The 14596-nt window shown below is 38.3% G+C and carries 10 protein-coding genes; 5 read left to right on the forward strand and 5 right to left on the reverse strand.

Annotation, left to right across the window (positions count from 1 at the left end; all coding sequences use genetic code 11):
• Nucleotides 1–143: 143 nt before the first annotated feature.
• On the forward strand, nucleotides 144–2789 hold the full coding sequence (locus tag ABD985_RS08210) for an OmpA family protein (protein WP_345370796.1): 2646 nt from the start codon (nucleotides 144–146) through the stop codon (nucleotides 2787–2789).
• Between the two features lie 278 nt (nucleotides 2790–3067).
• Here the strand turns inward: ABD985_RS08210 and ald are convergent, their stop codons facing one another.
• Together ald and ABD985_RS08220 are read right to left on the reverse strand one after the other, a co-directional pair.
• Nucleotides 3068–4195 (reverse strand): alanine dehydrogenase, encoded by a 1128-nt coding sequence (gene ald / locus ABD985_RS08215; protein WP_345370798.1) that lies wholly within the window; start codon nucleotides 4193–4195, stop codon nucleotides 3068–3070.
• A 479-nt stretch (nucleotides 4196–4674) separates the two neighbouring features.
• Nucleotides 4675–5661, reverse strand: coding sequence for a M23 family metallopeptidase (locus ABD985_RS08220; RefSeq protein ID WP_345370799.1), 987 nt, complete (start codon nucleotides 5659–5661; stop codon nucleotides 4675–4677).
• Between the two features lie 386 nt (nucleotides 5662–6047).
• Between ABD985_RS08220 and alaS the strand changes: the two genes are divergently transcribed.
• From alaS to ABD985_RS08235, 3 genes are all read left to right on the forward strand, one after another.
• Nucleotides 6048–8663, forward strand: coding sequence for an alanine--tRNA ligase (gene alaS, locus ABD985_RS08225; RefSeq protein WP_345370801.1), 2616 nt, complete (start codon nucleotides 6048–6050; stop codon nucleotides 8661–8663).
• A 98-nt stretch (nucleotides 8664–8761) separates the two neighbouring features.
• Complete coding sequence (locus tag ABD985_RS08230) at nucleotides 8762–9355, forward strand: riboflavin synthase (protein WP_345370803.1); 594 nt, start codon at nucleotides 8762–8764, stop codon at nucleotides 9353–9355.
• 73 nt (nucleotides 9356–9428) lie between these two features.
• Nucleotides 9429–10118, forward strand: a complete 690-nt coding sequence (locus ABD985_RS08235; protein ID WP_345370805.1) for a LytR/AlgR family response regulator transcription factor — start codon at nucleotides 9429–9431, stop codon at nucleotides 10116–10118.
• A 1012-nt stretch (nucleotides 10119–11130) separates the two neighbouring features.
• Here ABD985_RS08235 and ABD985_RS08240 read toward each other — a convergent pair.
• Both ABD985_RS08240 and ABD985_RS08245 read right to left on the reverse strand, forming a co-directional pair.
• Nucleotides 11131–12060 carry a M28 family peptidase gene (locus ABD985_RS08240; RefSeq protein WP_345370807.1) on the reverse strand — a complete coding sequence of 310 codons (930 nt, stop codon included), beginning with the start codon at nucleotides 12058–12060 and terminating at the stop codon, nucleotides 11131–11133.
• Nucleotides 12061–12107: 47 nt separating this feature from the next.
• A complete protein-coding gene (locus tag ABD985_RS08245; RefSeq protein ID WP_345370809.1) occupies nucleotides 12108–12929 on the reverse strand; it encodes a helix-hairpin-helix domain-containing protein in 822 nt (273 codons plus the stop codon).
• 135 nt (nucleotides 12930–13064) lie between these two features.
• Here ABD985_RS08245 and udk point away from each other — a divergent pair, with 135 nt between their 5' ends.
• Nucleotides 13065–13691: a uridine kinase gene (gene udk, locus ABD985_RS08250; RefSeq protein WP_345370811.1), complete on the forward strand. Its 627-nt coding sequence runs from the start codon at nucleotides 13065–13067 to the stop codon at nucleotides 13689–13691.
• Nucleotides 13692–13759: 68 nt separating this feature from the next.
• Here udk and ABD985_RS08255 read toward each other — a convergent pair whose 3' ends face one another.
• Complete coding sequence (locus ABD985_RS08255; protein ID WP_345370813.1) at nucleotides 13760–14482, reverse strand: glycoside hydrolase family 73 protein; 723 nt, start codon at nucleotides 14480–14482, stop codon at nucleotides 13760–13762.
• Between the last annotated feature and the right edge of the window lie 114 nt (nucleotides 14483–14596).

Below are 14596 nucleotides of genomic sequence, written 5' to 3' on the forward strand. Positions count from 1 at the left end.
GAAAAATGTGATATCCCTTATGTTTTTGGCAAAAAATGGCTATTATCTTTTATTTATTACTCCCATTACAAATAAGCAATTATTTGAAGATTATTTAGGAGATTTTCAATAAATATTTACCCAAATCATCAACCTCCTACTTGATGCGTATCTATATCAAAGCGAACTTCTTACCCTTGCTCTTAATCATCTACTTGTTCCCTGCTATCACTAGAGCACAAGACGCACCATTAAGCAAGGAAGTACAAGAAGCATTAGAAGCAAAAAACTATACTCAGGCACTAGAGCTATTAGAAAAAAGCCTGACACAGGATGAAAGCAGTTTCCTTCTCCAATATTACTATGCAGAAACCCTGCTAGGGCAAGCACAAAGCACATTAAAAGAAAGTCTTCCTCAACGCTATTACCTTGATATACACCCAATATTATCACTATTATATCAGGCTCAAAAACACAGTGAGTTATCCATAAAATATTTTCAAGAGGCCACCCCTGACAGCAGAAGTAAAACCTTAGAAAAAACAGGTATATCAGATCGCAGTATCTTATACCAACTTCCTTATATCATCGAAAAAGAAGCCTTTGAAACGCTACATCAGGTTCCTTATCGCTTCAATACAAAGACACTAGGTAAAACAGGCTATTATAACCTCACTCAAGATGCCGATACGTTGGCTACCTTACGAGAAAGCTTTATCAAAGCTTGTCGACTATTTCAAAATAACTTTTCCTCTTCCCCTTATAAGCTAAAAATGAAACAAATGGCTCAGGAAATGTTAGGGGAGTATACACAGTTACGTTCTATTCGTCAATATGGAGATAGAAGTGGAAAAATGTATGAACGATATTGTGAGGAAGTACTTTACTTTTTTGAGGAAAAAGATCTAAAAAACTTATTTAAGGATTACTATAGTCAAGCGTTTTACTTCGACTCCCCAAGAAAAGACCTTACCTACCAAAAGCTACAAGAGCTAGGTAACAAATATGGACTTTCAGTTCTAGAGCTTCTCTGTCAACTCAATATTCACGACAGAGGGTGTTACAATGAAAATCTATCCTTATATGAAGAATTTATTACCACAATGGCTCCATCCGATATGGCATTTGTCGCACTTCGAAAGCTTGCGGCTCATCATATTGCTAAAGCAGATTACACTAAGGCTATTGAGATCTATAATAATTATAAAGAGTTATTTCCTACACAAAGAACACTCTTCGACCAAACAATTACTTTACTAGGAAGCACCTCCACCAAAAGAGAGTTAATTAATATAGGTACAAAGGTGAATAGTCCTTTGAAAGACTTTGAGCCAATTGCCTCCATGGATGGTAAATCTCTCTATTTTGCTCGTTTGTCACCTGACACAGGAGAGGATGTTTTCTACTCAGAAAAAAATAGTAAAGGGCAGTGGACTGTTGCAAAAAAACTCTCTGACAGAGTCAATACTGCCTCCCATGAAATTCCTACAGGAATAAGTGCAGATAACAGAAAGCTTTTTCTGTATGGCAATTACAATCAATCATCCCGATTCCAATATATTCGTCAAAGTGGCGTACCACTTGGTAAAGGAGACTTTTACTATACAGAGGTAGACTCTAGTGGACAATGGGGAAAAGTATACCCTTTTCCGTACCCTGTAAACACTCCGCATTATGAAGCAGGACTGTTCATGACAGCCGATAAGCAAGCTGTATTATTCTGTTCTGATCGCCCCGAAGACAACCCTTCTTATAATCCTAATTATGCACAGTCACTGTATTTTCATGGAGCTGGAGAATTTAACACCGACCTGTATGTATCCGTCAAAAATGAGGAGGGTGATTGGGAAACGCCTATTAATCTAGGGGAAATCATCAATACGCCTTTTGCAGAAAAAAAACCTTACCTACATCCGGACATGAAAACCCTATACTTCTGTTCCGATGGTCACTATGGCCTAGGTGGGTATGATATTTATATGTCCAAACGTCTGGATATGGATTCCTGGACCTCCTGGAGCGAGCCTGTCAACTTAGGCTTAAGTATTAACACGATTGGTGATGATGCTATCTACTTTACCATGGATGGCCAACAAGCATTTGTCGTTTCTGACCGTAAGGAAGATGGCTGGGGATCTGAAGATATTTATCAAATCAACATTCCTAAAGAAGTACGTCCTGAGCCTGTTGTTCTGGTACAAGGAAGAGTAGTTACTCATGACGGCAGTGGCCTACAAACCACTTTACGATTCGATCATGATCAAGATAGCTTAGAAAAACACATCATTTATACCGATTCAGATGGTTCATTTTCTATTCCATTGGAGCCCAAGCAGCGTTATACCTACTATGCAGAAGATAAGGACTTCTTTGGAAGTAGTGTAAAGATTTATACAGACACCAAGGATAACCCTATTACAGTAAATAAAATGGAACTTACGTCCTTAAAAAAAGAGGATGCTCCTCCTTTGGTCTTAAAGACTCTTCATTTCCATAGTAATAGTGATATTATTGAACGATCTTCCTATGAAGACCTTAATCGTCTCCTAACCTACCTAATCAAATATCCCAATATAAAACTTCGAATTGAAGGACATACAGACAATATTGATACGGCTAAATTTAATATGGATCTATCACAAAGAAGAGCTATAGCGGTCAAACGATACCTTAGCAAAAGAGGTTGTGATCCAAGTCGACTTGAAGTAGCAGGTTTTGGTGAAAGCAGACCTATTGCGAGCAATGAGGATGCAGCAGGGAGGGCCTTGAATAGAAGAGTCGCCTTTGTGGTCACTTCTACTATGCCATAAAAAAAGCTCCTATTGGAGCTATTTCTTTAAACAAGAAACGATGTAGTAAAAAAATAGTATCTCAAAGATTACTTCTAAAAATCACATCACACTTCATATCTTGTTCTTGAACAAATTTACATTCATTTACATAACAAATCCAAATAAATCTTCAATTTTTTATGTATCAAATACAAGAGATTACTCATTCATTTAAATAATACAATATGAGACCTCAAGTAAAACATGCATTGTTCATAAGAAAAAAGCCGATATTGCTATCGGCTTTCCAAGTTTATTTATGCAATGGCCTCACCCATTACTTCTTCTAAAGGTTTGTATGCCAAGTTGAAAGCATCTGCTACCGCTTTGTATACCACATCACCTTTGATGATATTCAAACCTTTCTTCAATTCTTCGTTCTCAGCGCAAGCTTTTTCCCATCCTTTATCTGCCAACTGAATCGCATAAGGAAGTGTTGCATTCGTCAACGCTAGAGTTGATGTATAAGGTACTGCACCTGGCATGTTAGCCACGCAATAATGCAATACGCCATCAATCTCATACGTAGGCTCTGCGTGTGTCGTTGCTTTTGTTGTTTCGAAACATCCACCTTGGTCTACCGCAACGTCTACCATTACCGTACCTGGTCTCATGTCTTTCAACATATCCTTAGTGATCAAGTGAGGTGCTTTTGCTCCTGGGATCAATACTGCTCCAATAATCAAGTCAACATCTTTGATTTCATTCTTGATGTTGTACTCTGAAGACATCATCGTTTTCACGTTGGCAGGCATGATATCATCCAGTTGTCTCAAACGAGGCAAGCTGATATCCATCATCGTTACATCTGCTCCTAGTCCTGCGGCCATCTTAGCAGCCTGTGTTCCTACGATACCACCACCAAGTACTAATACTTTCGCTGGCTTAACGCCTGGTACACCTCCCATTAGAATACCTCTTCCACCAAATGGTTTCTCTAGGTATTTCGCACCTTCCTGCGAAGCCATTCTACCTGCTACTTCAGACATAGGAATCAACAATGGAAGACTTCTGTCTACTTTCTCCACTGTTTCATATGCCAAACATACTGGCTTCTGCTCAATCATTGCGTTTGTCAAAGGCTCGTAAGAAGCAAAGTGGAAGTAAGTGAACAGCAATTGATCTTCCTTGATCAACTTGTACTCCGGCTCAATTGGTTCTTTCACCTTCATGATCATTTCAGCGATCGCGTAAGTCTCCTCAATCGTTGGAAGAATCTTAGCACCTGCTGCAATATACTCCTCATCAGAGAATCCACTCCCTTCACCAGCAGTAGCTTGTACATACACTTCGTGTCCTCTTTTTACCAACGTTTCAGCACCGCCTGGCGTCAACGCTACACGGTTTTCGTTGTTCTTGATTTCCTTAGGTACACCGATAATCATGGCAATAATAACTTTAAGTTTGTGACATATAATACCTAGTCTCCCTTTGTACTTTGGCCGCAGGGATTACATCTTTATAATAATGGACGCAAAGCTAAGAATTTGAATGACATTTAATAGGTTTTCAAGATAAAATTGTACTTCCTACGTTTATTCTCATTCTCAATGAATCCTATGACAATAAGACTTTTAGCTCCATAAATTGTACTCTTATTTAGGAAAAGATTTTTTCAAAAAAATTGCACTAATATTTACACTAAAAACATTATTCCGATTATTTATTAAAAACAATAAAAATATTAGGTTATTTTTTAAAAAATCAATAATTGAGGTTTTTGAAAAATGAGTAGAGAAACAAGGAGTTCAGCGTATTTCACGCCCGAAAAAAAAATTACTTTTTTTGTAAGAAAGTAATGGAAGAGCATAAAAAAAGGGATACACCTTAATGGTGTATCCCTCTTCACATTTCATCTCTATTTTTATTCTGAATATCCCAGTGATTGCGTTTCTCTAGAAGCTCTTTCCAAAAGAATAGCATACTGTTCAGGTGAAATATCTTTCGTAAAATATTTGATTGGATTAACCGCTCTCTTTTTGTAGCGCACTTCATAATGCAAGTGAGGAGCTGTAGAGCTACCTGTATTTCCAATTTCACCAATTTTTTGACCTCTTTTTACGACCTCACCGACCTTTACATCAAACTTGGACATATGAGCATAAAGTGTTTGATAACCGTATTTATGATCAATTGTAATATGCCATCCGTAACCTCTGTTGGATTTACGTGCTTTTACAACCTTTCCATTTCCTGTCGCATAAATCGGTGTCCCTTTCTTAGCAGAGAAATCAATCCCTCTATGCATTTTCTTTACCTTATATATAGGGTGGATACGCATACCATACCCAGAAGCTAATCGCTTCATCTTCTTGTTTTCAACTGGCTGAATCGCTGGCATAGATGCTAACATGTCTTCTTTTTCCAAGGCACGTTTAGCTACTTCATCATACGATTGAGTTTGTATAAACATCTGTCGCTTCAGGTTTTTAAGCTTCTGCTCCACCGTAACAATAGACTCTTCCTGAACTGCTCCATTCTCAAGCATTTCAAAAAGATTTTTACTACCTCCCGTTCCGGCACGTCTTACCTCCATAGCAATAGGCTCCGCACCTAATACCACACGGTAGATGTCATTGTCTCTTTCTTGAAGCACAGTCATCATCTCGTCGATAGAGGACATTTCCCCTTCTAACTTATCCAGTGCTTCCTGATAGACTTTTACCTGATTCGCTAAACGTTGTTCTTCTGCTGAAGGAAAGTATCGGTCATAGATTAATGAAAACCCAAATCCGAAGATAGAGCATAAAAAAAGTATACCTACAGCATTAAGAAAAATATCGAAGTTTGAAGTCTTTACTCTTTCATAACGACACGTTTCCGTATCGTAATAGTACTTGATTTTAGCCATACTAAATCTAAGTTCGTTATTCAATCCAACCCCTCCATCCTAATATTCACAATTTTGAAAGGCCCTAATGTACGAAATTGAAAACCTAAAAACCAAATATTGAGAATAAGGCTTTGAATAAGTATTCATTAATTCATTACCTATGTAAGGTAATACACTCACTGTAAAGCCTCTACAAGGCCCTTCTCCTTATGATAATATTATTTTGAAAGGTGGATTAACCGGTCAAAAACAGAAAAAAAGAAAAATTTTGGGAATCCCTCCTCATACTACACTAACGGATTTTTTCCAAACTTATTCCACAACCGCTAATTTCTTATAACTTTGCGGAGATAATTATATTAGCATAAGAAGAAATACAAATTTCCTACCATATTTTGTAAACAATGGATGCGAAAACAATAAGAAATACATTCCTCAATTTTTTTAAGGAAAAACAACACGAGATCGTACCCTCGGCTCCTATGGTTGTCAAGAACGATCCTACCCTGATGTTTACGAATGCAGGGATGAATCAATTCAAGGATTACTTTTTAGGCAATAAAATCGCTGAAAACACTAGAGTAACGGATACACAAAAATGTCTCCGTGTTTCTGGAAAGCACAATGATCTGGAGGAAGTAGGTATCGACACCTATCACCACACCATGTTTGAGATGCTAGGAAACTGGTCTTTTGGTGATTACTTCAAGAAAGAAGCCATTGCCTGGGCTTGGGAACTATTAACGGAACGTTATAATCTTCCTAAAGACAGAATGTATGTTACCGTCTTTGAAGGCGACAAAGATGATAACCTTGAAGTTGACGCAGAAGCTGCTGAATATTGGAAAGAATTTATCGAGGAAGATCGTATTCTACTGGCATCCAAAAAAGATAACTTCTGGGAAATGGGTGACCAAGGACCTTGTGGCCCTTGTTCTGAAATTCATATTGACCTGAGATCTGATGAAGATATTGCTAAAATACCAGGTAAAGAGTTGGTCAATGCAGATCACCCATTAGTTGTAGAAATCTGGAACCTTGTATTTATACAGTTTAATAGAAAAGCTGACGGTAGTCTTGTTTCCCTTCCTGCTAAGCACGTAGATACAGGTATGGGCTTTGAGCGTCTGGCAATGGCTATTCAAGGAAAACAGTCTAACTATGATACTGACGTATTCCAACCATTGATTCAGCATCTAGCAAAGAAAGCGGGAGTAACTTACGGAAATGACGAAAAACTGGATATTGCGATCCGAGTGATTGCTGACCATATCCGTGCCATCACTTTTGCTATTGCTGATGGTCAGTTACCGTCTAACAATAAAGCGGGGTATGTCATCCGCCGTATATTGAGAAGAGCCGTACGTTATGGCTATACCTTCCTACAATTTGATGCACCATTCATGTACGAATTGGTTGATATTTTGGCAGGACAATTCAATGAGGTATTCCCTGAGGTAGAAGCGCAGAAAGACCTTATCCAGAAAGTTGTAAAGCAAGAGGAAGTCGCTTTCCTTAGAACTCTGGAGAAAGGATTAAAAATCCTTAACGATCTGATGGATACACATAAAAGTGAAAAAGTAATCCCAGGTCGTGAGGCATTCGCCCTTTACGATACTTATGGATTTCCATTTGACCTAACCTCTCTTATTGCCAGAGAAAATGACTTTGGAGTAGATGAGAAAGGGTTTAATGAAGCCATGCAAGAGCAAAAGAATCGTTCCAGAGAAGATGCCGCTTCTGAAAGAGGTGACTGGATGGTTGTACATGAGGACGACGCTGTAGAATTTGTGGGGTATGATGCCACAAATTGCCATGCAAGAATCCTTCGTTACAGAGAAGTAACCGAAAAGAAAAAGACTATTTATCAACTTGTACTTGATCAAACCCCATTCTATGCAGAAGGTGGTGGACAAGTAGGGGATAAGGGTACATTAACCTCCGGAGAAGAGAAAATTGCCATTTTCGATACTAAAAAAGAGAATGACTTGATTATCCACTTTGCCAATAAGCTTCCATCTAACCTGGAGCAAGAAGTATATTGTGAAGTAGATACTGCAAGAAGAAAGCTGACTGAAAACAACCACTCAGCAACTCACCTAATGCACGCTGCCTTACAAGAAGTATTAGGAGAGCATGTCGCACAGAAAGGTTCTTTGGTAAACGATCAACTTCTTCGCTTTGACTTCTCTCATTTCCAAAAAGTAACGGACGAGGAAATCGCTCAGATTGAAAAACTGGTTAATGAAAAAATCAGAGAGAACATTCAACTGAATGAGCAACGTAGTATTCCTATTGAGGAAGCGAAAGCGATGGGAGCTACAGCGCTATTTGGTGAGAAATACGGAGATTTTGTTCGTGTGATTGCTTTTGACAAAGACTACTCTATTGAGCTTTGTGGTGGTACACACGTTGATGCTACCGGACAAATTGGTTTATTCAAAATCACTTCTGAAAGTTCTGTAGCTGCAGGTGTAAGACGTATCGAAGCGGTAACCGCTGAAGCTGCTGAAGCTTATATCAACGAACAGTTGGCATTGCTTAATGAGGTTAGAGAGTTATTGAAAAATCCTAAAGACCTTACAAAGTCGTTGACAGACCTTACAGAAGAGAAGGCTACTTTGACGAAAGAGGTAGAAGCGCTTCGTAACAAAGAACTACAAGCGATGAAAGCTGCCATTGTACAGGAGGCTGTTCAAAAAGAACAATACAACTTTATCGCTAAAAAAGTCAGCTTGCCTAATGCTCAAGCATTAAAACAACTGGCTTATGATATCAAAGCTGTAGTCGACAACGTATTTCTGGTATTAGCTGCCGATATCAATGGTAAACCACAAGTAGCCGTAATGATTGACGAGGAAGTTGTAAAAACAGCCTCTTTACATGCTGGACAACTTGTAAAAGAGCTTGCCAAAGAGATCAAAGGTGGGGGAGGAGGACAACCTTTCTTCGCTACCGCAGGAGGTAAGGACATCAATGGTCTTGATGCCGTGATTGAGAAAGCCAATGGCTTAGCTTAAACAGACTTTATAAAGAAGGCACACGATTTATCGTGTGCCTTTTCTCTTTATGTTGTATCTTGTTAGATATTCATCAAAATTGTTTTGACCGAAAGCTTATGTTTACAGGAATTATTGAAGCACTTGGAAAGCTGATCAGCATTGAAAAGGATCAAGAGAACTACATTCTAACCGTAGAGTCTTCTATCTCAAATGAACTGAAAATTGACCAAAGCCTTGCACACAATGGTGTTTGCTTGACTGTGACCAAGGTAGAGGACAATACCCATCAAGTAGTAGCTATATATGAAACACTACAAAAAACCAACATTGGTACACTCAAATCAGGTGATCTTTTGAACCTAGAAAGATGTACCCCAGCCAATGGTCGATTTGATGGGCATATCGTACAAGGGCACGTAGACCAAGTCGCCACTTGTATTGATAAGAAAGACGAACAAGGTAGTTGGAGATTCACCTTTGAATATGACCCAACCAAAGGCAATTTTACAGTAGAAAAAGGGTCCATTACTATCAATGGTACCAGCCTTACTGTTGTGGATGATAAAGAGGGACAGTTCAGTGTAGCTATTATCCCTTATACTTATGAGCATACAAGTTTTAAAAACATTGAAATCGGCTCCAAGGTCAATCTTGAGTTTGATATCGTAGGAAAGTATATTCAAAAGATGATGGCCAAGCAATCATCTTAAATCATAAACTGTAGGAATTATAATAATTCCTACACCTTTTATCCTTATTTACTTTATCGCTTACTATTGTAACATGAACTGTATTATCGTAGACGACGAAGAGGTATCAAGAATGATCATTAAAGACTTCGTACAAAGAACCCCTTCTCTCCAACTTATTGCAGAATGCGAAAATGCAATAGAGGCCTTTAATATCCTCAAAGAACAATCTATTGATGTTGTCTTTCTTGATATTGAAATGCCCGGAATGAGCGGCATTGAACTCGTACAGTCTCTAGACAGTTTACCTCAAATAGTTCTTATTACTGGACGAAAAGATTTCGGGGCTGAAGCCTTTGAATACAGCCTTACCGACTACCTTATCAAACCTATTTCTTACCCCCGCTTTCTCAAAGCGGTAAAAAAAGCAGAAGATAACCTAAAACAGGATATTCTGGATACTCAAGGAAGTGAAGAAACGATCTATATCAAATCTGACAATAAGATTGTTCGTATCCTACTGACTGATATCTACTTTGTAGAAGCCCTTTCTGATTATGTCATCCTAAACATGGAAAGCAAAAAGTATGTCATTCACTCTACTATGAAAGGGCTAATGGAGAAGCTTCCCCAAAACACCTTCTCTCGTGTACATCGCTCCTATATTGTCAACTTATCTAAAATCGACAGTATTGAGGATATGATGATTATTATGCCTCAAAAGGAAATTCCAATCGGAAACTCTTATAAGTCAAAATTCTTATCAAAACTGAATATCCTTTAATATAAATCAACGTTTTTGATTGATATAATAGATCAAATCAAAATATTATTCCGATTTCATTTAAAAATTACTAATACACAGCCCATATCTGTGTATTTTTTTATGCTTTTCATAAAAAAATACTTTGTTATTTGTTATTATGAAAACATTTAATCTTTTTATTTAGAATATTTGCAAAACAAACGATCCTTTATTTACTTTGTATCAACAAGAAAGGGAAATGATTAGAAGAATCGCAAACCCTACTACACTGTAAGGTGATGAAACTGGCAGACATGCCCTCCTGTCTCGAGGGTGGAGAGTCCAGAATAAAGACCTAAGGATTTGACAGTCCACTGCCAAATCTTTATTTCCTAACTGCTCCGTGGAGGTTCGAATCCTCCTCTTACAGCTCTATCGAAAACGATAGCTCTAAAAATACACCACACTGTAAGGTGATGAAACTGGCAGACATGCCCTCCTGTCTCGAGGGTGGAGAGTCCAGAATAAAGACCTAAGGATTTGACAGTCCGCTGCCAAATCTTTATTTCCTAACTGCTCCGTGGAGGTTCGAATCCTCCTCTTACAGCTCTATCGAAAACGATAGCTTTAAAAATACACTACACTGTAAGGTGATGAAACTGGCAGACATGCCCTCCTGTCTCGAGGGTGGAGAGTCCAGAATAAAGACCTAAGGATTTGACAGTCCGCTGCCAAATCTTTATTTCCTAACTGCTCCGTGGAGGTTCGAATCCTCCTCTTACAGCAAATACTTGTTTGGTTAATAACCCAAATACTATTTTATCTCTATACTGTGAGGTGATGAAACTGGCAGACATGCCCTCCTGTCTCGAGGGTGGAGAGTTTCGGGATAAAGACTTAAGGATTTGACGGCTCGCTGCCAAATCTTTATTTTCTAACCGCTCCGTGGAGGTTCGAATCCTCCCCTTACAGCAATATTTTACTCCCTGTAACTGAGAAATCCCTTGATATTATTTATGATATCAAGGGATTTTCTTTTTTAGTTCTTCTTTTACTTGACAAGAGATACCGCTTGCATCTGTTGATCCAGATAAGCCGCTAAATCCAACAAATACCTAGCAACCTCCTTATAAAATACCTTATCTATTTTCTCATACGTATCTGTGGTCTCATGATAATCTTTATGGTCTTCCACTCCAAAGTAAAGAAATGGGATATCCCTTTGATAAAAAGTCCCATGATCAGAAGCATTTAACCAATTGTCTTTTCCCTTATCCCTGGGAGTATCATGTCCAAACACCAATGTAAAAAGGGAAGGCGTAGGTCCCTCCTCTATGAGATTTTTCAAGGCTGGATATTGATATGTTCCCACTGCAAATAGTGTTGGACTTTCTGTTGCTCTACTTAACATGTCCATATTAATGTTGAGTAAAGTTTGCTTCATTAACCGTCCATGATCCTTTGCAAATGCTTTAATTCCCAATAATCCTTGCTCTTCGGCATCTGTTGCAATGAAAATTAAATGATGAACAGGAGGGTGAGTCTTAAAGTATGTCATTAAGGCCAATAGTACAGCTACCCCGGAAGCATTATCATCCGCACCATTATATATCTCAAAGCCCGCTTTCCCCAAGTGATCATAGTGGGCTGTAAATATGATATATTCCTCTTTTCCTGAAGTTCCTGGAATAAAACTTACGATATTCTTCCCTAGTATCTTTTTGCCTCTCCTTAAAACATAAGGAAAATGATGAAAGTAATCTTCATTCTTATAAGGTGATACTCCTATCCTCTTCATTCTTTGAATTATATAATCGGCGGCCATATCAGCACCAGCCGTTCCAGACTTTCTTCCTTCCATAGAATCACTGGAAAGAACTTCAACGTCACGAAAGAGTAATTCCTCATCTAAAGATTGAGCATTTAAATCAAGCGTAAAAAAAACAGCAACTGTTAATAGGTAGCGTTGTAGTAATGTCATAAGAGAAAAAGTTCAGGTTTTATCCCAATAAAATACTACTAATCCTCTCACAAATCAAATCGAAGATAGGGTTTAAGTTTCTCTAAAGCGGATTTTCTCACAGCCTTTACTTGTAATAATACCTTAAAGCTTGGGTAAGCTCCTTGTTTTTTTCTGTGTCGTATAATGCTTCCAGCTTCTTTGGCTGTAAGATAAGGGTGCTTTTTAAGCTGTTGATAAGAGCAATTATTAATAGAGATAGTATGTATATTTTTGACGGAAATCTGTGTTGCTTCTCTTAGCAGTATCAGGTGCTGCTCCTTTATTCCCCATACCTCTTTCAGTTGCTCTTGGGAATAATAGCTTCCACCCAATAAACGTCTATACTTTACAACTCTTTGAGCCAAGTACACTGGCAGCCCTATTTTCTGTAATTCATCAGCAGTAACCTGATTCAATAATACCTTTGTTTTACGTACTGGTATACTCATCCAAGGCTCCAGTAAGCGATATATAGAATCTGTCATACCATAAACACCCATCAATTGCTGTTTATAATTAAAGCTCCCTCCTTTTAATCTATAATCTACCAAACGATAGGCTAGTTTAGAGGGCACTCCTACCTGCTTCCAATCCCACACATCCATCGTATCAGGCAGAAAGTATTTCTTCTGTCTTTGATGAGATGACTTCGATGAATGTACTCTAGGCTCCTGCAATACTTGTTTCAGGCTATCTAGTTGGTTCTCTTCTAATGTTCCTAAAGAAACAGGCTGCGAAAAAAGAAAATGTATTCCTGTAGAAAGGATGACAAAAAGTATCGTCAACCCAACAATACCATTGATTTCCCTATGGGTCCAACCAAAAATCTTTTTAAACCAATACTGCATATGATACTTCTTTCACTTATAAATAGGATAGAGTATCAATAATTGTAAAAATATTCCTTTGGTCATCCTCTAAACCATAGGAAAAACATAACTTTGTAAGATTATCATGCAATTTCAGCTTAGTCAACAGAAATAATGAAACCATACATAATTGTAGGACTTGCCGGTGGAACTGGCTGTGGTAAAACCACCATTGCACAACGGTTGTTGGATATCGGAGAAGATGTCGTGCTCTTGGAACAAGATGCTTATTACAAAGACTTAAGTGACCTACCGATGTCTCAAAGAATTAATAATAACTTTGACCATCCTGAATCTTTAGACTTTGACCTTCTTATTGAACATGTTAAAACGTTGAAAGAAGGAAATGCTGTCGATTGCCCCACATATGACTTCTCTACACACTCCCGTCAAGCTGAGACAAAAGCACTCGCTCCTTCTAAGATCATTCTCGTAGAAGGGATTCTCATTTTTGCTATTAAGGAGCTACGTGACCTGATGGATATGAAGATATTTGTCGATACGGATGATGACGAACGTTTATTACGTAGAATTGAGAGAGATATCCAAGAAAGGGGACGAACATTTGAGTCTGTTCGAGACCAATATTTAAGTACGGTAAAACCCATGCACCTGGAATTTGTTGAGCCTACCAAAAGATATGCGGATATCATTATCCCTAGGGGAGGAGAGAATAGAGTGGCAATTAATATGGTCGTAGCCAAACTTAAACGAATCCTTAAAAAAGGACATATGGACTAGTTCAGTTTATCGCTTATCGCTTATAAACAATAAGCGATAAGCGATAAGCGATAAGCGATAAACTAAGTTTAATTTTCTAAAGCCCTAATACGCTTCATTCCTATCTTATCATACTGCATAAGATTATTTTCTTCTATCAATTTGATAATCCTTCGATGATACTCCCTATTCGTAGCATACCCTGCCTTTTTTAATCCTATAGCCCACCCTTTATAATCTGTAATCTTTAACTCAAACAAGGCCGCATAACGCCTGTTGTTCTTCAAAAAAAGGGCGTGATCCATATAGGAGTCCAATACCGAGTCATATTTTCTGAAACGATCATCCGGGCGATCATCCGAATGAATTACGTAAGGACCTGTCCACCCTCCATATGTCTTGATTCCAAAGTGATTGTTGGCTGTTTTAGCCAGCTTACTATTTCCATCTCCTGACTCAAAGATTCCTTGTGCCAACGTAATACTGGCCGGAACCTTATGCTTCACCATATTCTCGATCGCATAATCCTTAAAGTACTGAATATATTCCGCCCTGCTAAGCTTTCTATCTGGAGGGGAAATCACTCCTTGTCCTGAAGTGGATTCTTCTATTTTCTCTACAACTGTTTTTGAATCGTTCTGAACAGAAGTCGTTGACTCTGTCTCCGGTGAGGGTGTTAATACTTTTGCCTTGGCCATATCCGCAATACGGCGATCCTGCATCGCATGACGCTCTTCATAAGTCAAATGCATGAATTGCTTACAGGATGAAAACAGAGACAATGTCAACAAAAAATATAAGGTCCTTTTCATGTTGGCAATAGTTTTTAGTTAGTGTGTTCTCTCACAAGAATAGTACCCTAATCCTGTAGAACAAGCCTAAATAATTGGCTATTAGTAGTAAAGTCCAACTACCGTATTCCCAAA

The sequence above is a fragment of the Algivirga pacifica genome (assembly GCF_039543525.1).
Classification (GTDB): domain Bacteria; phylum Bacteroidota; class Bacteroidia; order Cytophagales; family Flammeovirgaceae; genus Algivirga; species Algivirga pacifica.